This window comes from Mycolicibacterium llatzerense (assembly GCF_000878195.1).
Lineage (GTDB): Bacteria > Actinomycetota > Actinomycetes > Mycobacteriales > Mycobacteriaceae > Mycobacterium > Mycobacterium llatzerense.
In genome coordinates this window covers 11,851-35,197 of record NZ_JXST01000031.1, presented here as the reverse complement: position 1 = coordinate 35,197, position 23,347 = coordinate 11,851, and the positions used below count along the sequence as shown (strand labels likewise).

26 protein-coding genes are annotated in these 23,347 nt (G+C 66.9%); 14 read left to right on the top strand and 12 right to left on the bottom strand.

Annotated features, from left to right (window positions below; all coding sequences use genetic code 11):
- Window positions 1-28 precede the first annotated feature (28 nt).
- A complete protein-coding gene (locus tag TL10_RS20370) occupies window positions 29-766 on the bottom strand; it encodes a glucose 1-dehydrogenase (protein WP_043987051.1) in 738 nt (245 codons plus the stop codon).
- 58 nt (window positions 767-824) lie between these two features.
- On the opposite strand from TL10_RS20370, the gene TL10_RS20365 reads away from it, so the two are divergent.
- From TL10_RS20365 to TL10_RS20345, 5 genes are all read left to right on the top strand, one after another.
- The gene (locus tag TL10_RS20365; protein ID WP_081936565.1) at window positions 825-1,604 is read left to right on the top strand and encodes an HAD family hydrolase; all 780 of its coding nucleotides are present in this window, start codon (window positions 825-827) and stop codon (window positions 1,602-1,604) included.
- A 137-nt stretch (window positions 1,605-1,741) separates the two neighbouring features.
- Window positions 1,742-2,875 (top strand): nitronate monooxygenase, encoded by a 1,134-nt coding sequence (locus tag TL10_RS20360; protein ID WP_043392144.1) that lies wholly within the window; start codon window positions 1,742-1,744, stop codon window positions 2,873-2,875.
- Between the two features lie 41 nt (window positions 2,876-2,916).
- The gene (locus TL10_RS20355; RefSeq protein WP_043987081.1) at window positions 2,917-3,318 is read left to right on the top strand and encodes a hypothetical protein; all 402 of its coding nucleotides are present in this window, start codon (window positions 2,917-2,919) and stop codon (window positions 3,316-3,318) included.
- Window positions 3,319-3,391: 73 nt separating this feature from the next.
- Window positions 3,392-3,961, top strand: a complete 570-nt coding sequence (locus TL10_RS20350) for a TetR/AcrR family transcriptional regulator (protein WP_043987050.1) — start codon at window positions 3,392-3,394, stop codon at window positions 3,959-3,961.
- Window positions 3,958-6,195: a molybdopterin-dependent oxidoreductase gene (locus tag TL10_RS20345; protein WP_043987049.1), complete on the top strand. Its 2,238-nt coding sequence runs from the start codon at window positions 3,958-3,960 to the stop codon at window positions 6,193-6,195. The genes TL10_RS20350 and TL10_RS20345 overlap by 4 nt, the downstream gene beginning before the upstream one ends.
- On the opposite strand, the gene TL10_RS20340 is transcribed toward TL10_RS20345, so the two are convergent.
- A complete protein-coding gene (locus tag TL10_RS20340) occupies window positions 6,196-6,711 on the bottom strand; it encodes a hypothetical protein (protein ID WP_043987048.1) in 516 nt (171 codons plus the stop codon).
- Window positions 6,712-6,993: 282 nt separating this feature from the next.
- Here TL10_RS20340 and TL10_RS20335 point away from each other — a divergent pair, with 282 nt between their 5' ends.
- Window positions 6,994-8,253 carry a cytochrome P450 gene (locus tag TL10_RS20335; protein WP_043987047.1) on the top strand — a complete coding sequence of 420 codons (1,260 nt, stop codon included), beginning with the start codon at window positions 6,994-6,996 and terminating at the stop codon, window positions 8,251-8,253.
- On the opposite strand, the gene TL10_RS20330 is transcribed toward TL10_RS20335, so the two are convergent.
- On the bottom strand, window positions 8,225-8,569 hold the full coding sequence (locus TL10_RS20330) for a hypothetical protein (RefSeq protein WP_043987080.1): 345 nt from the start codon (window positions 8,567-8,569) through the stop codon (window positions 8,225-8,227). The genes TL10_RS20335 and TL10_RS20330 overlap by 29 nt on opposite strands.
- 169 nt (window positions 8,570-8,738) lie before the next feature.
- Between TL10_RS20330 and TL10_RS20325 the strand changes: the two genes are divergently transcribed.
- On the top strand, window positions 8,739-9,482 hold the full coding sequence (locus TL10_RS20325; RefSeq protein WP_043987046.1) for a helix-turn-helix domain-containing protein: 744 nt from the start codon (window positions 8,739-8,741) through the stop codon (window positions 9,480-9,482).
- Here TL10_RS20325 and TL10_RS20320 read toward each other — a convergent pair.
- Entirely contained in the window at window positions 9,472-10,179 is a 708-nt protein-coding gene (locus TL10_RS20320; RefSeq protein ID WP_081936594.1) for a L,D-transpeptidase, read from the bottom strand. The two genes, TL10_RS20325 and TL10_RS20320, sit on opposite strands and share 11 nt — an antisense overlap.
- 160 nt (window positions 10,180-10,339) lie before the next feature.
- A complete protein-coding gene (locus TL10_RS20315) occupies window positions 10,340-11,641 on the bottom strand; it encodes a DUF7159 family protein (RefSeq protein WP_052506481.1) in 1,302 nt (433 codons plus the stop codon).
- Between the two features lie 367 nt (window positions 11,642-12,008).
- On the opposite strand from TL10_RS20315, the gene TL10_RS20310 reads away from it, so the two are divergent.
- On the top strand, window positions 12,009-12,215 hold the full coding sequence (locus TL10_RS20310; protein WP_234711495.1) for a hypothetical protein: 207 nt from the start codon (window positions 12,009-12,011) through the stop codon (window positions 12,213-12,215).
- An 80-nt stretch (window positions 12,216-12,295) separates the two neighbouring features.
- The gene (locus TL10_RS31000; protein WP_043392166.1) at window positions 12,296-12,712 is read left to right on the top strand and encodes a DUF6188 family protein; all 417 of its coding nucleotides are present in this window, start codon (window positions 12,296-12,298) and stop codon (window positions 12,710-12,712) included.
- Window positions 12,713-12,724: 12 nt separating this feature from the next.
- Here the strand turns inward: TL10_RS31000 and TL10_RS20300 are convergent, their stop codons facing one another.
- Window positions 12,725-14,653, bottom strand: coding sequence for a flavin-containing monooxygenase (locus TL10_RS20300; protein WP_043987076.1), 1,929 nt, complete (start codon window positions 14,651-14,653; stop codon window positions 12,725-12,727).
- 81 nt (window positions 14,654-14,734) lie between these two features.
- Here TL10_RS20300 and TL10_RS20295 point away from each other — a divergent pair, with 81 nt between their 5' ends.
- Window positions 14,735-16,018, top strand: coding sequence for a cytochrome P450 (locus tag TL10_RS20295; RefSeq protein ID WP_043987042.1), 1,284 nt, complete (start codon window positions 14,735-14,737; stop codon window positions 16,016-16,018).
- Window positions 16,019-16,022: 4 nt separating this feature from the next.
- Here TL10_RS20295 and TL10_RS20290 read toward each other — a convergent pair whose 3' ends face one another.
- Window positions 16,023-16,406 carry a cupredoxin domain-containing protein gene (locus tag TL10_RS20290; RefSeq protein ID WP_043987041.1) on the bottom strand — a complete coding sequence of 128 codons (384 nt, stop codon included), beginning with the start codon at window positions 16,404-16,406 and terminating at the stop codon, window positions 16,023-16,025.
- A complete protein-coding gene (locus TL10_RS20285) occupies window positions 16,403-17,314 on the bottom strand; it encodes a dienelactone hydrolase family protein (protein WP_043987040.1) in 912 nt (303 codons plus the stop codon). The genes TL10_RS20290 and TL10_RS20285 overlap by 4 nt, the downstream gene beginning before the upstream one ends.
- A 124-nt stretch (window positions 17,315-17,438) precedes the next feature.
- On the opposite strand from TL10_RS20285, the gene TL10_RS20280 reads away from it, so the two are divergent.
- Entirely contained in the window at window positions 17,439-19,238 is a 1,800-nt protein-coding gene (locus tag TL10_RS20280; RefSeq protein WP_043987039.1) for an N-acyl-D-amino-acid deacylase family protein, read from the top strand.
- Window positions 19,228-19,671 carry a nuclear transport factor 2 family protein gene (locus tag TL10_RS20275; RefSeq protein WP_020100212.1) on the top strand — a complete coding sequence of 148 codons (444 nt, stop codon included), beginning with the start codon at window positions 19,228-19,230 and terminating at the stop codon, window positions 19,669-19,671. The genes TL10_RS20280 and TL10_RS20275 overlap by 11 nt, the downstream gene beginning before the upstream one ends.
- Here the strand turns inward: TL10_RS20275 and TL10_RS20270 are convergent.
- Window positions 19,668-20,150, bottom strand: coding sequence for a carboxymuconolactone decarboxylase family protein (locus TL10_RS20270; RefSeq protein ID WP_043392181.1), 483 nt, complete (start codon window positions 20,148-20,150; stop codon window positions 19,668-19,670). The genes TL10_RS20275 and TL10_RS20270 overlap by 4 nt on opposite strands.
- A 114-nt stretch (window positions 20,151-20,264) precedes the next feature.
- The gene (gene bfr, locus TL10_RS20265) at window positions 20,265-20,744 is read right to left on the bottom strand and encodes a bacterioferritin (protein ID WP_043392183.1); all 480 of its coding nucleotides are present in this window, start codon (window positions 20,742-20,744) and stop codon (window positions 20,265-20,267) included.
- A gap of 272 nt (window positions 20,745-21,016) precedes the next feature.
- Here bfr and TL10_RS20260 point away from each other — a divergent pair, with 272 nt between their 5' ends.
- The gene (locus TL10_RS20260) at window positions 21,017-21,664 is read left to right on the top strand and encodes a hypothetical protein (protein WP_043987037.1); all 648 of its coding nucleotides are present in this window, start codon (window positions 21,017-21,019) and stop codon (window positions 21,662-21,664) included.
- Window positions 21,664-21,852 carry a (2Fe-2S)-binding protein gene (locus TL10_RS20255; protein ID WP_043392187.1) on the top strand — a complete coding sequence of 63 codons (189 nt, stop codon included), beginning with the start codon at window positions 21,664-21,666 and terminating at the stop codon, window positions 21,850-21,852. The genes TL10_RS20260 and TL10_RS20255 overlap by 1 nt, the downstream gene beginning before the upstream one ends.
- A gap of 12 nt (window positions 21,853-21,864) precedes the next feature.
- On the opposite strand, the gene TL10_RS20250 is transcribed toward TL10_RS20255, so the two are convergent.
- Window positions 21,865-22,635, bottom strand: a complete 771-nt coding sequence (locus TL10_RS20250) for an enoyl-CoA hydratase/isomerase family protein (protein ID WP_043392189.1) — start codon at window positions 22,633-22,635, stop codon at window positions 21,865-21,867.
- The gene (locus TL10_RS20245; protein WP_043987036.1) at window positions 22,632-23,339 is read right to left on the bottom strand and encodes an EthD domain-containing protein; all 708 of its coding nucleotides are present in this window, start codon (window positions 23,337-23,339) and stop codon (window positions 22,632-22,634) included. The genes TL10_RS20250 and TL10_RS20245 overlap by 4 nt, the downstream gene beginning before the upstream one ends.
- Between the last annotated feature and the right edge of the window lie 8 nt (window positions 23,340-23,347).

Genomic DNA, 23,347 nt, shown 5'->3' with positions numbered 1-23,347 from the left:
CAGACCGGTAGTTCCAGAAACGTTGAGGTCAGAACTTGTGCGGCACGTCGGTCGTCAGACCGCCGTCGACGACGAACTCGCTGCCGGTGGCAAACGACGATTCGTCGCTGGCCAGGAACACCACAAAGGTCGCTACCTCATCGGCCTGCCCGGGCCGGCCCAGCGGCGCGGTCATCATGTCGTCGGGGAAATATTTGGTCATCGGCGTGCGGATGAAGCCGGGCAGCACCGAGTTGACCCGGATCTTGTCCTTGCCCAGATCGATGGCCGCGGACTTGGTCAGCCCACGCACCGCCCACTTGGACGCGACGTACGGATGCAGCAGCGTCGCGCCGCGCATGCCCTCGATGGACGAGATGTTGATGATCGAACCGCCGCCGGCCTCCCGCATCGGCGCGACCACTGCCTGCATGCCGAGAAAGGTGCCGGTCAGGTTGACGTCGATGCACTTTTGCCACTTGGCCATGTCGAACTCGCCGATCTTGCCGAGGGCGGTGATGCCGGCGTTGTTGACCAGGACGTTGAGCAGACCGAACTGCTCGGTCGCGGTGGCGACCGCGGCGGTCCACTGGTCGGCGTCGGTGACGTCGAGGTGCACGTAGCGCGCGGCGTCACCGAGCTCGGTGGCCAGCGCCTCGCCCGGTTCATCGAGGATGTCGCCGATGACGACCTTGGCGCCCTCGGCGACGAGCATGCGGGCGTGCGCCGCACCCATCCCCCGTGCGCCACCAGTGATCAGTGCAACTTTGCCGTCCACGCGTCCCATGACGGGTCAGGCTACCGCCCGGCCGATGGGCAGCCGGGCATCCCGGCATACTGGGAACATGTCTGCGCCGAACGCCGGGCCGATCACGGGGCCGATCACTGCGATCGACGCCGATGACCGTGGCGCGACGAGCTCGAACGTCGGTGCCTTCTTCGACGTCGACGGCACGCTGGTGTCCGGTTTCATCGCGACGGTCCACGCCGCGCACCGGTTCCGGCAGCGGCAGGCCGCCTTCGGCGAACTGACCGGCATCCTCGAGGCGACCGTGCGATACAAGTTGCGCCGCATGGAGTTCGAGCGACTGCTGATTCGCGCCGCCGGCTATATGCGGGGCGAGTCGCTGGCCGAGCAGGAGTCACTCGGTGAGCAGTTGTTCCACAGCCACGTCCAGGCCAGGATGTTCCCGACGATGCGCGAGATCGTGGGTGCCCATCAGCGGTCGGGCCACACGGTGGTGCTCAGTTCGTCGGCGCTGACCATGCATGTCATGCCGCTGGCCCGCTACCTGGGTGTCGAGCACGTCATCTGCAACCACTTCACCGTCGACGGCGACGGCACCCTCACCGGTGACATCGTCCGGCCCATCGTCTGGGGCCACCGCAAGGCCGCCGCGGTCGCGGAGTTCAGCCAGGCCAATTCTGTTGACCTGAAACAGAGTTACTTCTACGCTGACGGCGACGAGGACCTGCCGCTGATGCACGCCGTGGGGCACCCGATTCCGGTGAATCCGCGTCCCGGGCTGGCCGCCGAAGCGGAGCGCCTCGGCTGGACGGTGGTGCGCGCGGCAGCCCCATCCGGCCACCGGACCGGTTGGCTACGACGACTAGTGCGGCGCTGACCGTCAGGAACGGTATTCGCCCCGAATCTGGGCCCCAATGCGCGCGTGGCCTTGCGCGCCGGACTGTCACGCGGTACTAAATTAGAACACGTTTCAGTTTTGCCACTACGGCTTCGGCACCAGCACAAGGAACTCCTATGCGCACCGCTCTCTGCGATCAACTCGGCATCGAATACCCGATCTTCGCCTTCACCCACTGCCGCGACGTGGTCGTGGCAGTCAGCAAAGCCGGCGGATTCGGCGTCCTGGGCGCCGTCGGTTTCACTCCTGAGCAGCTCGAGATCGAGCTGAAGTGGATCGACGAGAACATCGGCGACCACCCCTACGGCGTCGACATCGTCATCCCCAACAAGTACGAGGGCATGGACCAGGTCGACCTGGATCCCGAGGTGCTCAAGAAGCAGCTCAACGCCCTGGTACCGCAGGAACACCTCGACTTCGCGAAGAAGATCCTCGCCGACCACGGCGTGCCGGTCGACCACAGCGACGACGACGCCCTGCAGCTGCTCGGCTGGACCGAGGCCACCGCGACCCCACAGGTCGAGGTCGCTCTGCAGCACCCGAAGTGCACCCTGATCGCCAATGCGCTGGGCACGCCGCCCAAGGACATGATCGACCACATTCATGCCGAGGGCCGCAAGGTGGCGGCACTGTGCGGCTCGCCGTCACAGGCCCGCAAGCACGCCGATGCCGGCGTCGACATCATCATCGCCCAGGGTGGCGAGGCCGGTGGACACAGCGGTGAGATCGGCTCGATCGTGCTGTGGCCCCAGGTCGTCAAGGAGGTCGCGCCGGTACCGGTGCTGGCCGCCGGCGGCATCGGCAGCGGCCAGCAGATCGCCGCGGCACTCGCCCTCGGCACGCAGGGCGCGTGGACCGGTTCGCAGTGGGTGATGGTCGAAGAGAGCGAACACTCCGAGCAGCAGCACGCCGCGTACGCCAAGGCGAGCAGCAAGGACACCGTGCGCAGCCGGTCGTTCACCGGCAAGCCGGCGCGCATGCTGCGCAACGATTGGACCGAGGCCTGGGAGCAGGAAGGCAACCCGAAGCCGCTCGGAATGCCGTTGCAGTACATGGTTTCCGGCATGGCCGTCGCCGCGACGCACAAGTACCCGAACGAGAGCGTCGACGTCGCGTTCAACCCCGTCGGCCAGGTGGTCGGCCAGTTCACCAAGGTCGAGAAGACGTCCGCGGTGATCGAGCGCTGGGTGCAGGAGTACCTGGAGGCCACCGGCCGGCTCGAGGAATTGAACGAAGCCGCGTCCGTGTGATCGAGGCCGCCGGCAGCGGGTTCCTGATCGCCGTCCTGTGGATGGACCTGATCTTCGATGTTCAGGTGCTCCGCCATCGCAGGTCGGCCGACGTGCCGGAACCCGTGCTGGCGTCCATCGCCGCCTACTACCACCGGGCCACCACAGCATCGCGCCCGATGAGCCTGGTGATCGCCGCCGTGATGGTGATCCTATTGGCGGCGTTGGCTTTTCATGCTGTCCGCGGGGCGGCGCCCGGATGGTTGCTGGCGCTCTCGGCTGTTCTTGCCGGTGGGCCGGTGCTGCTGGCGCTGCTGCGCACCGTCCGGCACGCCGTGACCCTGGGGCACCGGACCGGGACGCTCGCCGAGCAGTCGCGGCTGGCCCGGTCCATCTGCCGCGACCATCTGTGGTGCCTGACGAGCATGTCGGCGTTCCTGGCGCTCTGGCTGTCGATCAGTTAGGCCGCGCGCCGGCATAGACCCCTGCCTGCCGATTATGTATGGTTGCATACATATCGGCGAAGGGACCGCAGCCATGGCCAGCCCGCGTGACCGCATGATCGTTTCTGCGGCATTGCTCATCCGCGAGCGGGGCGCGCATTCGACGGCGATCGCCGACGTGCTCGCCCACAGCGGAGCGCCGCGCGGCTCGGCCTACCATCACTTCCCCGGCGGTCGGACCCAACTGCTCTGCGAGGCAATCGATTTCGCGAGCGATCACGTCGCCCGCCGGATCGCCAAGGCCGGCACGGCACTCGAAGCGCTCGACGTGCTGATCGACGGGTTCCGCACCCAACTGACCGACAGCGGATTCCGGGCCGGTTGCCCGGTGGTCGCAGTCGCCGTCGAGGCCGACAACCCGCCCGTGATCGAACGGGCCGCCGCAGCCTTCACCCGCTGGCTCGACCAACTCGAAGTGCAGTTGCAGGCCGACGGAGCCGCCCCCGAACAAGCCGCCGAGCTGGCCATGCTCGCCACCACCGCCATCGAAGGCGCCGTCCTGGTGGCCCGTACCACCGGCTCGACCAACCCATTGGACCTCGTGCATCGGCAGCTACGCGCCCTCGTGTCTGCCGCGACAACACAACGGAAGGCGTCGTCATGACCGAAACCCAGGAGTGGCAGTCCACTGCCTGCATCCTGTGCGAGTGCAACTGCGGCATCGTCGTGCAGCTCGACGGCCGCACGCTGTCGAAAATCCGTGGCGACAAGGCGCATCCGGCCTCGCAGGGCTACACGTGCAACAAGGCACTGCGCCTGGATCACTATCAGAACAACAGCAGCCGCCTCACCTCGCCGATGCGCCGCCGGCCGGACGGCAGCTACGAGGAAATCGACTGGGACACCGCGATTTCCGAGATCGCCGAGGGGTTCTCGCGGGTCCGCGACGAGTACGGCGGCGACAAGATCTTCTACTACGGCGGCGGTGGCCAGGGCAATCACCTGGGCGGCGCGTACAGCGGCGCCTTCCTCAAGGCACTCGGCGCCCGGTACCGGTCAAACGCCTTGGCGCAGGAGAAGACCGGCGAGTTCTGGGTCGACGCACAGCTCTACGGCGGACATACCCGCGGCGAGTTCGAGCACGCCGAGGTGTCGGTGTTCGTCGGGAAGAACCCGTGGATGTCGCAGAGTTTCCCGCGCGCACGCACCGTGCTGCAGGACATCGCGAAGGATCCGCAGCGGTCCATGATCGTCATCGACCCGGTACTAACCGACACCGCCAAGATGGCCGACTTCCACCTGCGGGTGCGGCCCGGCACCGATGCCTGGTGCATCAGCGCGCTGGCCGCGGTTCTGGTCCAGGAAGACCTTTGCGACGAGGCGTTTCTCACCGAGCATGTCACCGGTGTCGAGCCGGTTCGCGACGCGCTACGCGCAGTGGACGTCGACGACTTCGCCCAGCGCTGCGGCGTCGACGCCGAGCTGTTGCGCGCCGCTGCCCGCCGGATTGCCGGTGCGGCAAGCGTTTCGGTGTTCGAGGACCTCGGCGTTCAGCAGGCGCCGAACAGCACGCTGGTCTCCTATCTGAACAAGATGTTGTGGATCCTGACCGGCAACTTCGCCAAACGCGGTGGGCAGCACCTGCATTCGTCATTCGCGCCGCTGTTCGCGGCGGGCGGCGTCGGCCGCTCGCCGGTGACCGGCGCTCCCATCATCGCCGGGCTGCTGCCGTCCAACGTGGTGCCGCAGGAGATCCTGACCGACCATCCGGACCGGTTCCGGGCGATGATCGTCGAGAGCAGCAACCCCGCGCATTCCATTGCCGACTCGGCCGCGGTGCGCGACGCGCTCGGGGCGCTGGAACTGCTGGTGGTCGTCGATGTCGCGATGACCGAGACCGCGCGGCTGGCCCACTACGTGCTGCCGGCGGCCAGCCAGTTCGAGAAGCCCGAAGCGACGTTCTTCAATCTCGAGTTCCCGCACAACACCTTTCACCTGCGGCACGCCCTGATGACGCCGCTGCCCGGCACCTTGCCCGAACCCGAGATCTGGGCTCGGCTGGTGCGCGCGCTCGGCGTCGTCGACGACGCGGAACTCGACCCGCTGCGCCGGGCCGCCCGCGACGGCCTCGACGCCTACCTCGGGGCATTCTTCAGCGCAGTGGGCGCCAACCCGGCGCTGGGCAGGGTGCTGCCCTATGTGCTGTACGAAACCCTGGGCCCGGCGCTGCCGGACGGCCTGGCCGGTGCGGCAGCGCTGTGGGGACTGGCCCAGAAAGCCGCGATGACCTATCCCGATGCGGTCCGCCGGGCCGGCCATGCCGACGGCAACGCGCTGTTCACCGCCATCCTCGAAGGCCGGTCCGGGGTGACGTTCACGGTGCACGAGTACGAGGACGACTGGAACCTGGTCAGCCACAGCGACCGGCGCATCGCCTTGGAGATCCCCGAGATGCTCTCCGAACTCGGCGCGCTCGCCACCGATCGACCGCCGCTGATCTCCGATGACTATCCGATCGTGCTGTCGGCCGGCGAGCGCCGGGCGTTCACCGCCAACGACATCATCCGCGATCCCGGCTGGCGCAAGCGTGACGCCGACGGCGCACTGCGGGTCAGCGTCGAAGACGCCGCGGCGCTGGGCCTGGTCGACGGTGGCCGCGCCCGGATCACCACCGCGGCCGGCAGCGCGGAAGCCTCGGTGGAGGTCACCGATGTCATGCTGCCCGGACATGCCTCGCTGCCCAACGGTTTCGGGCTGGACTTCACCGACGCAAACGGCGAACAGCAGGTGCCGGGCGTGGCCCCCAACAACCTGACCTCGGCCGACTGGCGCGATGAGTTCGCGGGCACCCCATGGCACAAACACGTGCCGGCCCGGATCGAAGCGCTGACGGCCTAGCTACTCCGGGGGCGGCGGAACGTCCACAGGGGCAGGCGCTTCCGGGGCCGGCGGCCGGACCGGCGCTTGCGCCTGCGGCCCGGCCGGCATGCCCGCGGGAGGTGCTGCGTCAGCGTCCATGGGGCGCTGCGCCAGCAGCACGAGGGCCTGCTTGGGGCTGATCTCGCGCTCCTGGACGGCATGCCAGACGTCGCGCAGATACGACAGCTGGTCGGTGTCCTGGGACCCTTCCGCGGTGCTCGTGGTGTACGGCGGCAGATTCTCCGGGCTGGACAGGTGCGGCACAGGGGTGGCATTCGCCACCGGGACCGGCTTGCCGGCCGGCACCGGCTTGGGAGCAACGGGCGGCGGCGGGTCGATCGGGGCCGCCGCGAGATCGACCGCCGAGCTGTCACCGGACTTGGTATCGGGCGCGGCGTCGTCGGCCCATGCGGCCGCGGCCGACCCGATCGGCAGCAGCAACGCTGCGCAGGCCAGCCCTACGGCGCGGATTCTGGCGTCGCCAAGGATCCTCATCTGAAGCCCTCCCGTGCATGTCCGGTAACCAATGGTGCTACAGGTGACTGCGGTATTGCTGGGAAATTGCCGGATCAATCTGGTGCGGCCGTACGAATCCCCGCTCGCGGACTTGGCCCCCACGACGGCTCACGCGCCGGAATTGCTACGACGAATAGTGCTCGGCAAATCGGCAGCCATCGGCATTCACCCAGAATCTGAGCCGAATTATCGGCATAACCTTGCGGCCCCGACCTCCACGCGGTACTAAATTGAAACACGTTGCAGAGTGAGGAGCGCCACATGTCGGCACCCAACATCCCAGCTGGATTCGACTTCACCGACCCCGACATCTACGCCCAGAGGCTGCCGGTGGCCGAACTCGCCGAACTGCGGGAGGTCGCGCCGATCTGGTGGAACGAACAGCCCATGGGCAAGGGCGGTTTCGATGACGGTGGCTACTGGGTGGTGACGCGGCACAAGGATGTCAAGGAGGTGTCGCGTCGCAGCGACGTGTTCTCCAGCCAGGAGAAGACGGCCATCCCCCGGTACCAGGACGGCACCGTCACCGAACAGATCGAGCGCGGCAAGTTCGTGCTGCTGAACATGGACGCGCCACATCACACCCACCTACGGAAGATCATCTCGCGGATGTTCACCCCGCGGGCCATCGAACTGCTGCGCGACGAACTGAGCAAGCGGGCACAGCAGATCGCGCAGGAGGCCGCCGCCAAGGGCTACGGCGACTTCGTCGAGCAGGTCTCCTGTGAGCTTCCGCTGCAGGCGATCGCCGGCCTGATGGGCGTGCCACAGGAAGACCGCAAGAAGCTGTTCGACTGGTCCAATCAGATGGTCGGCGACATGGATCCCGAATTCGCCGGCAACGACGCCATCACCGCGTCGGTCGAACTGATCATGTATGGCATGGCCATGGCCGCCGATCGGGGCGCCAACCCGCGCGACGACCTGGTGACCCGGCTGGTCCAGGCCGACGTCGAGGGCCACAAGCTCTCCGACGACGAGTTCGGATTCTTCGTCATCCTGCTGGCGGTGGCCGGCAACGAGACCACCCGCAACACCATCACCCAGGGCATGATGGCCTTCGCCGAGCACCCGGACCAGTGGGAACTGTTCAAGCGGGAACGTCCCGCGACGGCCGCCGACGAGATCGTCCGCTGGGCCACCCCGGTCACCTCGTTCCAGCGCACAGCAACGCAGGACACAGAGCTCGGCGGCATGCCGATCAAGAAGGGCCAACGGGTGGTGATGTGCTATCGGTCGGCCAACTTCGACGAGGAAGTGTTCGACGACCCGTACGCGTTCAACATCATGCGCGACCCCAACCCGCACGTCGGCTTCGGCGGCACCGGCGCGCACTACTGCATCGGGGCGAACCTGGCCCGGATGACCATCGACCTGATGTTCAACGCGATCGCCGACCACATGCCCGACCTGCGTCCGCTCAGCGAGCCGGAGCGACTGCGGTCCGGCTGGCTGAACGGCATCAAGCACTGGCAGGTCGACTACACCGGCGCTAACGCGAAACCAGCTGTTGCGCAGTGACCTTGGGCCGATCCGGGTAGTCCAGAAGCGACTGCCAGTAATCGTCGGACAACTCCTGGCCGGAGCGCAGCACCATCGCCAGGCCGGTCGCCATCGCGACGCCGAGCAGGCCGAGCCACAACCCGGTGACGGAGATGATCACCCATAGCACCGTGGTCAGCGCCGGCCACGGCGAGACCACCAGCAACGCCGGCGCGAAGAAGAAACCGGTACCGACGTACCAGGCCGATCCGGTTCGGTCGGCCGCCATGACCGCCCGCAGCCAGATCGGCGGCGCCTTCGTCGACGGTTCGCTTGCGGGGTGGGTCGTGCGCATCTCGATCGCCTCCTGGTGCGTTGCCGGCCGATTCGAGCCTGTCCCCATCAGGTAATTGCCGCAATTACCTGACAGGTAGTCGCCACCGAGACCTGCAGCCGCGACACTGGAGAGCGTGACCGCCGCTACCACTGCCCCACCGCACTCGCCGCAACCGTTCGGAACCCTCATGCGGCAGTGGCGGCAACGGCGGCGCATCAGCCAGCTCGACCTGGCGATCGAGGCCGACGTGTCCGCGCGCCATCTCAGTTTCATCGAGACCGGCCGTTCGACGCCGAGCCGGGCCATGGTACTCAAACTCGGCAGTGTGCTGAATGTCCCTGCGCGAGAACAGAACCGGCTGCTGCTGGCCGCCGGGCACGCGCCCGTGTACGCCGAGCGGGCACTCGACGACCCAGAAATGAGCGCGGTGCGCACCGGGATCGACCGCGTGCTCGCCGCGTATGAGCCGTTCCCGTGCCTGGCCGTCGACCACCTGTGGAACATCGTGGCCGGCAATGCCGGCATCGTGGTGCTGCTCGAGGGCGTGGCTCCCCCATTGCTGAAATCGCCCAACGCCCTTCGCATTTCGCTGCATCCGGACGGGTTGGCGCCCCGGATCCGCAATCTCGGACAGTGGCGCCACCACGTGATCGGGCGGCTACGGCGCGAGGTGGCCAGCAGTGCGTCGGCCCAACTTCACGACCTGTTGACCGAGATCGAGGCCTACCCCGGTGGAAACGTCGAATCGTCCGATCTGGGCGGCGTCGCGGTACCGCTGGAGATCGACGGCCCGGACGGCCAGGTGCTGACCTTCCTCAGCACCGTGACCACCTTCGGCACGGCGCTGGACCTGACCGCCGTGGAATTGAGCATCGAAGCATTCCTGCCCGCCGACGACGCGACGGCGCAGGCGCTGCGGTCTACGAGTTGATGATGATCGGGTCGCCGATGTTCACCTGGTTGTAGTACCAGGACGCGTTGTCGGCGCTCAGGTTGATGCAGCCGTGGCTGACGTTCGAATAGCCTTGCTGCCCAACGGACCACGGCGCGCCGTGCACGTAGACGCCACCCCAGGTGACTCGCACGGCGCTGTACACCGTCAGCTTGTAACCCTCGGGGTCATTGAGCGGGATGCCGATGGTCCGCGAATCCATGACGACGGGGTTCTGCTTCTCCAGCGCCGTGAACGACCCCACCGGTGTCGGGTGCTTCGGCTTGCCCATCGATGCCGGCATGGTCTTCACGACCTGGCCGTCGATGCTCACCGTGAAGGTGTGTCCGCTGATGCTCGCGACTCCCAGCGTGGCCGACCCGGTCTCGAACGACTGCTTGGCCCCGCCGACCGACACCTTGATGGATGAGTGCGCAGGCCAGTAGGTGCTGGGCGTGAACTGCACGCGGTTGTCGGCCAGCCAGGCGAACGTACCGGCGGGCGCCTTCGTCATCTTCGGCGACGAGAACTCGATGGTGCGTTCGGCGCGCACCCGGTCCGCGACCGGCTGGCTGAAGGTCACCGTGACGGGCATCCCGACACCGACCACGGCACCACTGCCTGGCGTGATCATCGCGACCGGAAGGGACTCGGGCAATGCCGCGACAGCAGCACCCACGGAGCCGCTCAGCATCATCACCGCAGATGCGGCAACGGCCAGCGCATAACGCACAGTTTTGGGCAAGGGGTCCATCCTCAGGTCCGAGATACGTTCACTACATATCGTAGTTCGGCGGCGGCGTTACTTTCGTTAGCCGCACGCCGTCGGCCCGGCCGACGCGGTTCGACCTCGGGGTTTACTGCGGCGGCGCGGCGGGCTCGGCCGGCGGGGCCGCATCGGTGGGTGCCGGAGCGACGGGAGCTGCCGGAGCCGGGGCCTCCGCGGGCACCGCGACGGCGACCGAATTCGACGGCATTTCCGCCGGCGGGATGTCCGTGGCGGCGGACGGCTGACCCTCGGGATGTGCTGCCGGGTCCGGTTCGACGGCGGGAGCCGGCTGTGGTTCGAGGATCGGTGCATCCGACAGCGGTGCCTCGACCGGTGCCGACACGTCGGCAGACGGCTCGGCGGCGGGCACGACGTGGACCGTAGGAGGCTGGACGGGCGCCACTGCCTGCTCGGCGGCAGCGGGCCGCGGGCTCTTGGTGACGGACGTCGACGCGGCGCCACGGGTGGGCAGGAACTGCAGCGTGACGGCCATCGACACGGACGCCACGAAGGCCGTCGACCCGACGGCCAGCATGGTCAGGGGCAGCGCGGGCGAGCTCGAGACCTGCTGCCACCGCGACGAATTGCCCGACCGATGCCGTCCCACCGGCACCACCGCGTTGCGCTCGAACGCAGCGGCGGCCTCGAATGGATCGAAGGTCGGGTCCCAGCCGAAATCCTGACCGGCCCATTCGTCCGGGCGGGGCTCGTCGCCGAAGAAGTACGGCTCGGACAGGTCGGATTCGCCCGATCGCACGGACACCAGCGCCGCACCGCGGGCCAGCGCCAAGTCTGCTTCTTCCGGGGTGAAGACCGGAACCGAGAGCGCGTCCTGCAGGCCCGGCAGAATCGCCTCGAAGTTGCCGGCGGATCCGATGACCACCAGCGCCTCCGGCTGCCAGTCCGCGCGAGCGAAAACGGAGCTGAGCCAGCTGGTCAGCACCGATCTGGAGCCGATGGAGTGGTTCACGGCCGTGTGGACGGCGCCGCTGGCCGCATGCACGATCATGGTGATCGCGAATTCCGGCTCGATGGTGCACACCGCCGTCGTCCCACAGCCCAATGCGTCCGCGATGCCGCGGGCCACGGCCTCGTTGGCCTCCGGGAAGCGCACCGGCACCACATTGTCGAAACCGGAATCCGAGAGCGACTGCATCAGCATCGAGGCCTCGACGTCGGCGTCGTCGCTCCACGTCAGTCCGATCGACTTGAGCCGCAACCCGCGCGTCGCCGCCCGCGCCTCGCTGCGCAGCACTGCAGCGGTGGCGTCCCCGGAGTTCATGATCTCGACGGCGTCGTGGTCCATGGTGAACCCGTCGACGTCATTGCCCTCGACCAGCACCAAGCCGATGGACGACGGAGTCATGGCCAAACCGAGCACCGCGTCCACGCAAACAACCCCTTCAAAACCGCATGGTGGCGCCGCACGATCCGCGATGACGCGCGCTTGGGCGGGCGAAAACTATCCGGAATCGTGGTGAGAAAAGCCACCCTTTGACCGCTGACCTTACCCGTTACCTGGGCCACAGGGCACCCGTCCGCAGGCCACCGACCTGCGATGATTTGCCAGCTTCCGACTGCCCTGTGTTCAAACCGTTATCAGCATTTGCCATCTTCACGCCGGCCGGTCGGCGTGGCAGCGAACCGCCGGGGCCGGACGACCGCGCGGCGTTGGCCTAGTTGTGACCTGTCGCTGCTGGTTCCTGTGATGCGGCGGCGCGAGAATTGTCGACAAGACCGGCCAGGAGGTCAGCATGATGACGGCACCGCCCCTCACCCCACCCACCGTCGTGTCGCATGACGAGGTGGGCGTACATGTTCGCGGGCTCGGCTGCTCCTATGCGACGTGCACCTGCGGCTGGACCGCGCGCCCCCGGCACCTGCGGGCTTCCGCCGAGCAGGACGCCTGGACGCACTCCATGGAATCGGGCTGCGCGCTGGCCTTCCCCCTCGTCAACCGGTAGCGCTCACTGTTCCCGGCCACCCGGACCCACCAGACGTTGCGCGTTGTTGCGCGCCGGGCCAGGTCGTAACACAGTGGGTTATGACCGAACAGTGGATAAAAGGATGCGCAGTGCAGCGGATCTCCTTCCGCGACGGACTGGTGCTGGACCTGGAGGACTACAACGAGCTCGTCATCTCGGCGCCCCTGGCACTGACCCTGCCGGCCACCGAGACCGACCCGCAGGAAGTCGTTGCGATCAATCCGGCCGACGTGCGCAAGCAGGAACGGCCGTTGTTCGATTTCGCCGGCCAGAAGTGCACGCACGCCGAATGGGACGACAACGGCAGCCTGCACCTGGCGTTCGCGGACGGACACCGGATCGACGTGCCCACCGACCAGGAGCACACCTCCTGGGAGCTCTACGGCAAGCGCCATGGCTACGCCGCATGCCTGCCGCGCGGCCAGGTGCGCGTCGTCCGGCACGACTTGCCGTACGACGAATCCGTCAACAACTGACCGCGCGTCGGTTCACCCGAAGGTGTAGTCCTCCGGGTCGGCATTGCGCGTCCAGGTCCAGTAGTCGACCAGGCGCCACGGGCTGAGCGTGTAGATGTCGCCGTCGGCGTTCTTGTAGAACGAGTGCCGCACGGACGGCTGCGACCACACCATGGTCCGCATCTCGGCCTGGCTGCGCTGCACCCAGTCATCCAGCCGCTCGGGCCGCGGTTCCATCCAGTTCCCGTGGCCGGTCAACAACAGGTCCAAACATTCTGAGATGTAACGCATCTGGCATTCCGAATGGAAGATCAGGCTGCCGCCACTGGCGAGATTGGTGCCAGGCCCGTACATACAGAAGAAGTTCGGGAATCCCGGGACGGTGATGCCGAGATACGCGGTCGGCCGTTCACCCCACTGCTCGCCCAGTACACGGCCGTCGCGGCCGACGATGGTCATGGGCCACAGCACCTTTCCGGCGTGAAAGCCGGTGGCGTAGACGATCACATCAGCGGGATGGCGCCGGTCGTCGGCCGTCACGACGGCGTCGCGTTCGATACGTGCGATGGGCGTCCGGATCAGCTCGACGTGATCCTGCGTGAGCGTCTGGAGCCAGCTGCCGTTGTCCTGCAACGTCCGTTTGCCGGTCGCCGGGTAGTCCGGGATGACCTTGGCCAGCAGGTCCGGGTTGTCACCGATCTGGCCTTTGATCCACTCGGTGAACATGATTCGCGTGACGTCGTTGATCTCGCTGACCGCGCGTTGCTGATCGGGATAGTCCGGATCGACGCGGGCCGCGGCCAGGCCCTTGTCGCAACCGGGCCAGAACAACAGGAAGCGGTACCAGCGGCCGTAGAACGGCAGGTGCGTGAGCGCCCATCTGACGCCGTCGCCGACCATTGCGTGATAGTTGGGGTTGGGGAACATCCACTGCGCGGTTCGCTGAAAAATGTTGAGCGAAGAGACTTTTCCGGAGATCGACGGCGCGATCTGGAACCCGCTGGCACCGGCGCCGACCATCGCGACGTGCTTGCCGGTGAGGTCGACATCGTGATCCCACTCCGCCGAATGGAACGACGGACCGTCGAAGTCGTCCTGCCCCGAGATCGACGGCAGGTAAGGACGATTGAGTTGCCCGACGGCGCTGATCACCGCCCGTGCCGACACCGTCTCGGCCGTCCCGTCCGGCGTGCGCACCACCACCTGCCATGTCGCGGTCGCCTCGTCCCACGTCGCGCCGGTGACCTCGGTTTCGAACCGGACGTGTGGGCGGATTCCGTACTTGTCCAGGATGCGTTCGAAATAGGCCTGCAGTTCAGGTTGTTCGGCGAAGAACTGCGTCCAGTGGTCGCTGGGTTCAAAGCTGTAGCAGTAGAAGTGATTTCCCACATCGACCCGGGCGCCGGGATAGCTGTTGTGCCACCAGGTGCCGCCGACACCGGCACCGCGTTCGATGATGCTGAACGGAATCCCCGCCTCTTTCAAGCGGATACCGGCGAGCAGTCCGGACTCGCCGCAGCCGATGACAAGCACCGGAAAATCCGCGGCCGATTCGGCTTCACGGCCGGCCGCACCGGCCCGCACATCCCGCCCGTCGAGCTCCATCTCCTCCAGCACCATCGGCACGTACTCGTCGGGCACCGGTTCGCAGACCAGCCACTCCATCATCTCCTTGAGCAGCTCGGCGCCGATGGGCTCCGGCTCCGGGCAGCCGCGGTCGCGGTAGTCGGCGATCACCTTCAGGGCCAGGGTGCGAACCGCTGCCTTGTCGTCCTCGGACATGTAGCCCTGGACCTCGTTGAGGAACAGTCCGGCAGGGCGCAGCGCACCGCGGATCAGCTCGGGATCACCGGACATGTGTACCAGCGACAGCATCAGTGTGGGGATGCTGACGTCCATCAGGGCACGGGCGATGTCCTCGTCGGAGGTCGTAAATGGTTGTCCTGCATGTGGGTTGCGCACCACAAGGAACTATCACGTCCAACGGAATGTTCGCAGCCGATTCTCCCGCGGTGCGGTACAGCCGGGCTTTACGCTCCGAAGATGGCCATCGCGTTACTCGAGAACGGCGTACCCCCGGCGGACCTCGCACTGTCCGACATCGACCTCGGTTCGATCAAGTTCTGGGGCCGGCGCGATGCGATCCGGGACGGCGCGTTCGCCACGCTGCGGCGCGAGGCACCCATCGCCTTCCACGGCGAGCTGGCCCAGGAGGGGTTCGAAACGGGCCCCGGCCACTGGGCGTTGACGCGGTACGACGACGTGTTCTTCGCCAGCCGTCATCCGCACATCTTCAGCTCCGCCGACGGCATCACGATCCCTGAACAAACGCCGGAATTGGCCGAGTATTTCGGCTCGATGATCGTCATGGACGACCCGCGGCACACGCGACTGCGCAACATTGTGCGCAGTGCGTTCACCCCGAAAGTGGTGGCGCGGACGGAGGCGTCGGTGCGCAACCGGGCCCGCGGCCTGGTCGAGTCCATGATCGAGCGGCACCCGGACGGGCACGGCGACATCGTGGCCGACCTGGCCGGTCCCCTGCCGCTGCAGATCATCTGCGACATGATGGGCATCCCGGAGCCGGATCACGAACGGATCTTCCACTGGACCAACATCATTCTCGGGTTCGGCGATCCCGATCTGACCACCGACTACGAGGAGTTCTTCCGGTGCGCCATGGACATCGGCGCCTACGCCACCGCCCTGGCCGATGATCGGCGCAGCAATCCCCACGACGACCTGACCACGGCCCTGGTGCAGGCCGAGGTCGACGGCGAACGACTGACCTCGAGCGAGGTGGCGTCATTCTTCATCCTGCTGGTGGTCGCGGGGAACGAGACGACGCGCAACGCGATCAGCCACGGCGTGCTGACGCTGAGCCGATTCCCCGACCAGCGGGACCAGTGGTGGGCCGACTACGACGCGGTGGCGCCCACCGCCGTCGAGGAGATCATCCGCTGGGCCTCCCCCGTCGTCTACATGCGCCGGACCTTGACGCAGGACTTCGAGCTGAGCGGCGTGAAAATGCAAGCCGGGCAGAAGGTTACGCTGTGGTACGGCTCGGCCAACCGCGACGAGGCGAAATTCGACCGGCCCTGGCTGTTCGACGTGCACCGCAACCCCAATCCGCACCTGGGCTTCGGCGGCGGTGGCGCACACTTCTGTCTGGGCGCGAACCTGGCCCGCCGCGAGATCGCCGTGGCGTTCGAGGAGATTCACCGCCGGGTGCCCGACCTGACGGCCACCGACGAGCCCGACCGGCTGTGGTCGCAGTTCATCCACGGCATCAAGCGCCTGCCGGTCAGCTGGACGCCGCCGCGCTGACCGGTTACTGGACGATCAGGACACCGACCATCCCGGGGTGATACACGCAGTAGTACGGATAGCGGCCCGGTGCCGTGGGTGCGGTGAAGGTGGCTTGCGCATTGCCGCCGACCTTGACGTCGAACTGCCCCTTCACCTTTGACGTCACGGTGTGCGCGACGTCGTCGCTGTTCACGACGGTGATCTTCGCGCCGGGCGGCACGGTCAGCGGGTCGCCGAAGTTGAGCGCGGTGATGGTGATGGCCGGCCCCTGCACCGGACCGGTCACCGGTACGGCGCTGGTTGTCGGGGTGCTGTTGGGTGCCGGGGCCGGAGCCGAACACGCCGCGGTCACTGCCGTGGCGAGCGCCGCTGCCACGAGCAGAGCCGGGATGCGCGTCGTCGTCATGCCAGGTACCTCTGCAGCCAGGACTGCGTCTGTGTCCAGGCGTCGGCGGCCGCGGTGGGGTTGTACCGCTGGCCCGAGTCGTTGAAGAACGCATGATCGGCGTCGGGCTCGACGACGATCTGATGGACCATGCCGGCCTGCTCGAGCGCGGCTGCCGCGGCGTCCTTGCTCGCCGTCACGCGCGCGTCCTTGGCGCCGTAAAAGGCCAGCACCGCAGCCTGTTTCGAGCCGGCGAAGTCGTGCGGGTCGGGCAGCGGACCGTAGAACGGCAACGCCGCCGCCAGCCTCGGCTCGCCGGCGGCCAGGAGCTGCCACGTGAGCCCACCGCCGAAGCAGAATCCGAGCACCGCGAGCTTCATGCCGGGCGCCCGCCGCTGCAGTTCGTCGAGCCCGGACCGCAGGTCGGCGATGAACTGGTCCGGCGGAATCTTGCCCAGCGCCGCGGTGGCCTCGGCCGGATCGGTGAAGGCCGCGGTGCCGCCCTGCGCCGACAGCAGGTCGATGCCCAGCGCCGAGTACCCGATACCGCCGAAGCGGCCGACGACCGACCGCACCCAATCGGTCAGGCCCTTGTTCTCGTGGATCACCAGGACGGCACCGCGCGGCTGGGCGGCCGCGGCCCAGGACCCCTGCAGCTTGCCGTCGGCCCAGGTGATCGGTTCGGGCTGGATGGCGTTCTCCATACCGGGCGGTGGCCCGGGCGCGATCGACGGCTTGCCCGACGTCGTGCTGGATGTGGTGGCCGCGGTGGGCCCTCGATTCTCACCGCATGCCGCGATCAGCGCACTGGCGGCCGCAGTGCCCACGCCCAGCAGCGCGAGCCTGCGCAGCGCCTCACGACGGGACAGCAATCCGTCGACGTGGTCGGTGGCGATTTCCTCGGCGATGTACCGCTGCAAGGGGGTCACCCGAGCCAGTATCCGCCCTGATCCTGAGCGTCGTCACAAGGTTTCCCCAGGACGAGTAGACATTTTTTGGAAAGTGTTCACTTTTTCATTGACATGGGCCTGACCGGCACGCTTCTATAGCTAGGTGACCTCTGCAACGACGTTCGACACGATCATCGCGGGCGGCCGTTGGTTCGACGGAACCGGCGCGCCTTCCGCGGTCCGGGACATCGGAATTCGCGACGGACACGTCGTGGCGATCGGCGTGGACCTGGACGACACCGGGTGCCCGAACGTCGTCGACGCCACCGGCAAATGGGTGACGCCCGGCCTGTTGGACATCCACACGCACTACGACGTCGAGGTGCTGGCCGGCCCCGGCCTGGCCGAGTCGCTGCGGCACGGCGTGACCACCGTGATGCTCGGTTCCTGCTCGCTGTCCACGGTGCACGTCGGCGGTGAGGACGCCGGTGACCTGTTCGGCCGGGTGGAGGCCATCCCGCGCGACCACGTCATCACCGCCGTCGACGAGAACAAGACCTGGGACACCGCAGAGGGTTACGTCACCGCGCTCGAGGACCGGCCGCTCGGGCCGAACGTGGCCGCATTCATCGGTCACTCCGACATGCGCACCGCCGTCATGGGTCTGGACCGCGCCACCCGCAAGGACGTGCGTCCCACCCGCGGCGAGCAGGCCGAGATGGAGCAGATGCTGGCGGCCGCGCTGCAGGCCGGATTCGTCGGAATGTCTTCGCAACAGCTGCTTTTCGACAAGATCGACGGCGACACCTGCCGGTCCCGCACCCTGCCGTCCACCTATGCCAAGGCGCGCGAGCTCCACCGGCTCAAGACACAGCTGCGTCGCTCGGGCCGCATCCTGCAGTCGGGTCCGGACCTGCAGAACCCACTGAACCTGGTGTCGCAGTTGGCCCAGTCGCTCGGCCTGTTCCGTGAGAACCTCAAGACCAGCCTGCTGTCGGCCGCCGACATCAAGGCCAACCCGTACGCCATCACCATCATGGGTCCGGTCGCCCGGCTGGTGAACAAGCTCGGCGGCAACTTCCGGTGGCAGCACCTGCCGGTGCCGTTCGAGGTGTACGCCGACGGCATCGATCTCGTGGTGTTCGAGGAATTCGGTTCGGGCGCAGCGGCTTTGCACCTGCGCGACGAGGTCGAGCGCAACGACCTGATGCGCAACGACGAGTACCGTCGCCAGTTCCGCAAGGACTACGAGAACAAGTTCGGCGTACGCGTGTGGCACCGCGACTTCTTCGACGCCGAGATCGTCGGCTGCCCCGACGCATCCCTCGTCGGCAAGACGTTCGGTCAGGTCGGCGTCGACCGCGGGCTGCATCCGGTCGATGCCTTCCTCGATCTGGTGCTCGAATACGGCCGCGATGTCCGCTGGCGCACAACGATTTCCAACCACCGCCCCGAGGTGCTGAAGAAGCTGGCCCGCGACCCCGGCATCCAGCTGGGTTTCTCCGACGCCGGTGCGCATCTGCGAAACATGGCCTTCTACAACATGGGCCTGCGCCTGCTGCGGCACGTGCGCGACGCCGAGCGCGCCGGTACGCCCTTCCTGTCCGTCGAGCAGGCCGTGCACCGGCTCACCGGTGAACTCGCCGACTGGTACCGCCTGGACGCCGGGCATCTGCGCGTCGGCGACCGCGCCGACCTCGTCGTCATCGACCCCGAGCGGCTGGACGATTCGCTCGACGCCTACGCCGAGGACCCCGTCGAGCAGTACGGCGGGCTGTCCCGCATGGTCAACCGCAACGACGCCACCGTCGCCGCGGTGTTCGTCGGCGGCCGGCAGGTCGTCCGCGACGGCGTGCCGACCGATCTGGTCGGCACCACCCGCACGGGCCGCTTCCTGCGGTTCGCCCGTCAGACCCCTGCTCTGCCCGTCGCCAAGGAAGGTGAGTTCGCCAGTGTCGGTTGAGGATACGGTCCACGGTCTGTGGCAGGCGCTGTCGGCGCGCGATTGGGAGCGGCTGAAGGATTTCGTGTCCGACGACTGCATCTACCTGGACATGCCGGTGGGGCCGGCCGCCGCCGCGCGCGGGCCCGAGGACATCGTCAAGCGGCTCAAGATCGGCCTGGAGCCGCTGGCCTCATATGAGAACTTCGACGGCCTGTTACTGACCAACGGCGCCGACGCCATGTACGAGCACCATGAGGAATGGCATTGGGAGACCGGGGAATCCGCGATCCTCAAGTTCGTCACCGTGCACCGCGTCGAGAACGGCAAGGTGACGCTGTGGAAGGACTACTGGGACATGGGCGCGCTGTCGAACTTCGCCCCGCCGTCCTGGCTGGAGAATTTCGCCACCGCTGACATGTCGTGGATCTTCGACGCGACCGGGTTGGTCTAGAGGGTGATCTTGCAGGCCTGACCGATGTCGAGGGTGCGCAGCATGCGGCCCATGCCGAGCCACATGGCACACGACAGCGCCAGGTCGGTCAGCAGCTCGTCGCTGAAATGTTCTGCGGCGCGGGCCCAGAAGTCCTCGTCGTCACGCAGCCCGGTGTGGTCGGACGCGAAGCGGTAGGCGAACTCGGCGGCGATGCGCTCCTGCTCGGAGTAGCCCGGCCAGGTCTGCCACACGCCGGCATGGTTGTAGAGGTCTTCGTCGACACCGGCCGCCTCGGCAGCCGAATCGCGGGTGTTCTGGCACACGACGCACTCGTTGTCGAGTGCGATGACCACGCGGGCCAGCTCACGAACCCGTAATGGCAAGCGCCCCTTGGTGTAGACGGCGTTAGTAAAACCCGCCATGGCCGTGCCGATGTCGGGCGACTTGAGCACCCAGGCGGTCACGTCTTCGTCGGTGAAATCTCCGATTCGGCTCACTTTTCGAACGCTACGCCAAAACTGAAACAAGTTCTAGTTTTTTGCCGGAGAAAGTCGCGCACCGACGACAACGGCCCCGCCCCGGGGAGGGCGAGGCCGTGTTCGTGAATTCGGTTACGACGGCGGGCGCGACACGCACTGTGCCGCGTAGAGCTGCTCGCCGAGCTTGTCCATCAACTCCAACTGCGTTTCCAGGTAGTCGATGTGGCCTTCCTCGTCGGCGAGGATGGCCTCGAAGATGTTCGCGCTGGTGGCGTCGCCCTTCTCTCTGCACAGGATGATGCCCGGCTTCAATCGGGTGACCACCTCGTACTCGATGGCCAGGTCGGCCTCGAACTGCTCGCGCAGGGTCTGGCCTACGCGCAGCGAGAACAACCGCTGGTAATTGGGCAGCCCGTCCAGCAGGAGAATGCGATCAGTGAGCGTTTCCGCGTGGCGCATTTCCTCGAAGGACTCTTCGCGGGTGTGCTTCGCCAGTTCGGTAAACCCCCAATTGTCCTGCATTTTCGAATGCAGGAAATATTGGTTGATCGCGGTCAGTTCGCTGGTCAATTGCTCGTTGAGCAATTTGAGGATTTCGGGGTCGCCTTGCATTTCGGCTCCTAAAACACCATCGGGGCTGGGTCAAGTGTCACTGGCGCGGAACAACAACGTGCCGCCTACAAACCTAGTGCAGTGACTCGCCACCGGCGACAGGATCGACGTGTGTTTCCCGCCGGGATTTCACCCCGCACTCGAGGTTTCCGGATTCGCTGCTCTGCCGCTGGCCAGCGGCTATGGACTGGCTGCCCTAAGTAAGGTTAGACTGCACTAACCGCCGCGGCGCCCGTCCGCGGTACTGAGCGACCCCCGGGATGGGAGGACCGATGAGCGAGCAGCCGTTGCACTCGCTCATTCTGGCCGCCGATTATCGCGTCGACGACGTGGAATCGATGTGGACGCGACTGAAATCGCAGCGATCAATTCTGAGCGAACTCTCCGCACACCACGTAGTCGTATATTCCTCGCTCTGGGAGCCGGGACGGGTATTGGCCACCGTCGGCATCCATAACGCGAATTCCGTCCGCGAGGTGTTGCGGTCGCCGGCGATATTCGGATTCTTCGATGCCTCCGGCGTGGACGACATTCCCGCGATTTTCGCCGGCGAGGTGCTCGAGAAGATCGATCTGGCCGAACCGCCACCGGGCGAGCATGCCGTCGCGTCCGTCGTCGTCGGTGTCGTCACCGCGGTCGAGGACGTGCCCGCCCTGATGGACAAGGTGCACGACGCCGCCGGACGGTTCCGGGAAGCCGGCGTGTGCAAGGTCTGGGTGTACCGGGCCTTCGACGACGGCCACGAGGTGCTGATCCTGCAGCAGATCGAGAGCGAAGCCGCCGCACGCCGCTGGATCGATCACCCCGATGCCGCCGCCGAGTGGATGTCCGCCGCTGGATTCGGCGTCTATCCATCGGTTTTCGTCGGCACCCTGGCCCACATCACGTCGATCGACGCCGCCGACGAGGCGGCCAACTGATGTTCGTCTGTCTGTGTACCGGGGTGACCAGCCAGGTCGTCACCGAACTCGTTGCCGGTGGCGCGACCACGTCGAAGCAGATCGCCGAGAAATGCGGCGCAGGCCTGGACTGCGGCCGGTGTCGCCGCACCGTGCGGGCCATCATCGAATCGGCTCGCACCGACTGCCCGGTACACAAAGCCGGCTAGGGCGGGCGGCCGCTAGCCCTTCCGCCCCACGAACGCGCTCAACGCATCGGCGTTGGCAGAACCACCCAGCAACTCGGCGAACTGGCCAGACTCGCGCTGCGTCGCCGCGACAATCGCCGCACGCGTCGGCTCCACCATCGCGTGCTTGACGGCCATCAGACTCGAAAGCGGCCGCGAGGCAATGATTTCCGCGTGGCGGCGCGCCTCCGGCAGCAGGTCGTCCGGTTCGCAGACCCGCCACACCAGGCCCATGCGCAGGGCTTCGTCGGCGCTCACCCACTCCGAGGACAGCAGCAGCCAGGCGGCGTTCTGCCGTCCCATCAACCGCGGCAACAGGTATGACGACGCCGCCTCCGACGCCACCCCGAGACTGGTGAACGGGCATTTGAGCCGCGCGGTCGTCGACATGAACGCCAGATCGGCATAGCCAAGGATCGTGGTGCCGATACCCAGACCGACCCCGTTCACCGCGCAGATCAACGGTTTGGGGAATGCGGTCAGAGCCTCGATCAGACCGGGAAAGCCGTACTCCCCCATCTGATATTCGGGGTTGGTGACCATCGCCTGCATCTCGACGAGGTCGTTGCCCGCGCTGAAAGCCCGTCCGGCGCCGGTGAGCAGCACGACGGAGACGTCCGGATCGGCCGCGGCTTCCTTCAGTGCGATCGTGGTGGCGTCGTACAGCGCCTCGCTGAACGCGTTGAGTGCGTCGGGCCGGTTCAGGGTCAGGGTGCGGACCCGGTTGGTGTCGTCGATCTGAACGAGCGCGGCGGGGTCGGTCACAGCTTGTCTCCAAACGGGTTTCGCATGACGTAGCGACTGGTGGGCACGGTGTCCACGTTGACGTTGGCGCCGAAAGCCGACGTGCTTGCGGTCATCTTGGCTGCGCGGTCGGCCAGGTCGGCATCGTCGGCGGCGCCGAAGAATGCGTGCAGGCTCGCGGTCGCCTCGATGGGGAACAACTCCTCGACGATGGCGCCCAGTTGCGGGGCGTCGGGCGTCAGCGAACGGACCACGGCGTTCTGCGTGTAGCCGAACGTGGATTGAGTGTCGATGGCGATCTGCGTGTGGTCAATGTGCCAGCGGCGGAACCACTCTCGTTCATCCATCCCGTCCGGGCGGCGCAGCAGCGCGACGTTCGCCAAGCCCGTGGTGCGCTCGCCGAGAACGATTGCCGGGCCGGCCATCGGAACCGATTCGGTGACCAGATATGCGGCCAACTCGGTGCATTCGGCGCGCAGTCGTTCCAGCACCGCGGTCATCTGCGCGCCGTAATACTGCTGCGTCCACACGCTGAGCACAGCGACGACCGGCGGGTCGAGCGTGGTCAGCAACATCAGAGAATCCCGCACCGCAACGTCTTTCACGTTGACCGCCAACCCGGGCACACCCAGCGCCAGCAACTCGTCGGCGACCTCGGTGCGCAGGCGTTCACACCAGGCGTCGTCCGCGGTGTCACGCCGCAGCGTGACCATGACCTTCTCCATCGAATCTC

What these genes read in the sequence shown, in the direction of transcription:
- TL10_RS20370 (WP_043987051.1), bottom strand. Translation starts at nt 766, where the DNA reads ATGGGACGCGTGGACGGCAAAGTTGCACTGATCACTGGTGGCGCACGG.
- TL10_RS20365 (WP_081936565.1), top strand. Translation starts at nt 825, where the DNA reads ATGTCTGCGCCGAACGCCGGGCCGATCACGGGGCCGATCACTGCGATC.
- TL10_RS20360 (WP_043392144.1), top strand. Translation starts at nt 1,742, where the DNA reads ATGCGCACCGCTCTCTGCGATCAACTCGGCATCGAATACCCGATCTTC.
- TL10_RS20355 (WP_043987081.1), top strand. Translation starts at nt 2,917, where the DNA reads ATGGACCTGATCTTCGATGTTCAGGTGCTCCGCCATCGCAGGTCGGCC.
- TL10_RS20350 (WP_043987050.1), top strand. Translation starts at nt 3,392, where the DNA reads ATGGCCAGCCCGCGTGACCGCATGATCGTTTCTGCGGCATTGCTCATC.
- TL10_RS20345 (WP_043987049.1), top strand. Translation starts at nt 3,958, where the DNA reads ATGACCGAAACCCAGGAGTGGCAGTCCACTGCCTGCATCCTGTGCGAG.
- TL10_RS20340 (WP_043987048.1), bottom strand. Translation starts at nt 6,711, where the DNA reads ATGAGGATCCTTGGCGACGCCAGAATCCGCGCCGTAGGGCTGGCCTGC.
- TL10_RS20335 (WP_043987047.1), top strand. Translation starts at nt 6,994, where the DNA reads ATGTCGGCACCCAACATCCCAGCTGGATTCGACTTCACCGACCCCGAC.
- TL10_RS20330 (WP_043987080.1), bottom strand. Translation starts at nt 8,569, where the DNA reads ATGCGCACGACCCACCCCGCAAGCGAACCGTCGACGAAGGCGCCGCCG.
- TL10_RS20325 (WP_043987046.1), top strand. Translation starts at nt 8,739, where the DNA reads ATGCGGCAGTGGCGGCAACGGCGGCGCATCAGCCAGCTCGACCTGGCG.
- TL10_RS20320 (WP_081936594.1), bottom strand. Translation starts at nt 10,179, where the DNA reads ATGATGCTGAGCGGCTCCGTGGGTGCTGCTGTCGCGGCATTGCCCGAG.
- TL10_RS20310 (WP_234711495.1), top strand. Translation starts at nt 12,009, where the DNA reads ATGACGGCACCGCCCCTCACCCCACCCACCGTCGTGTCGCATGACGAG.
- TL10_RS31000 (WP_043392166.1), top strand. Translation starts at nt 12,296, where the DNA reads ATGACCGAACAGTGGATAAAAGGATGCGCAGTGCAGCGGATCTCCTTC.
- TL10_RS20295 (WP_043987042.1), top strand. Translation starts at nt 14,735, where the DNA reads ATGGCCATCGCGTTACTCGAGAACGGCGTACCCCCGGCGGACCTCGCA.
- TL10_RS20290 (WP_043987041.1), bottom strand. Translation starts at nt 16,406, where the DNA reads ATGACGACGACGCGCATCCCGGCTCTGCTCGTGGCAGCGGCGCTCGCC.
- bfr (WP_043392183.1), bottom strand. Translation starts at nt 20,744, where the DNA reads ATGCAAGGCGACCCCGAAATCCTCAAATTGCTCAACGAGCAATTGACC.
- TL10_RS20260 (WP_043987037.1), top strand. Translation starts at nt 21,017, where the DNA reads ATGAGCGAGCAGCCGTTGCACTCGCTCATTCTGGCCGCCGATTATCGC.
- TL10_RS20255 (WP_043392187.1), top strand. Translation starts at nt 21,664, where the DNA reads ATGTTCGTCTGTCTGTGTACCGGGGTGACCAGCCAGGTCGTCACCGAA.
- TL10_RS20245 (WP_043987036.1), bottom strand. Translation starts at nt 23,339, where the DNA reads ATGGAGAAGGTCATGGTCACGCTGCGGCGTGACACCGCGGACGACGCC.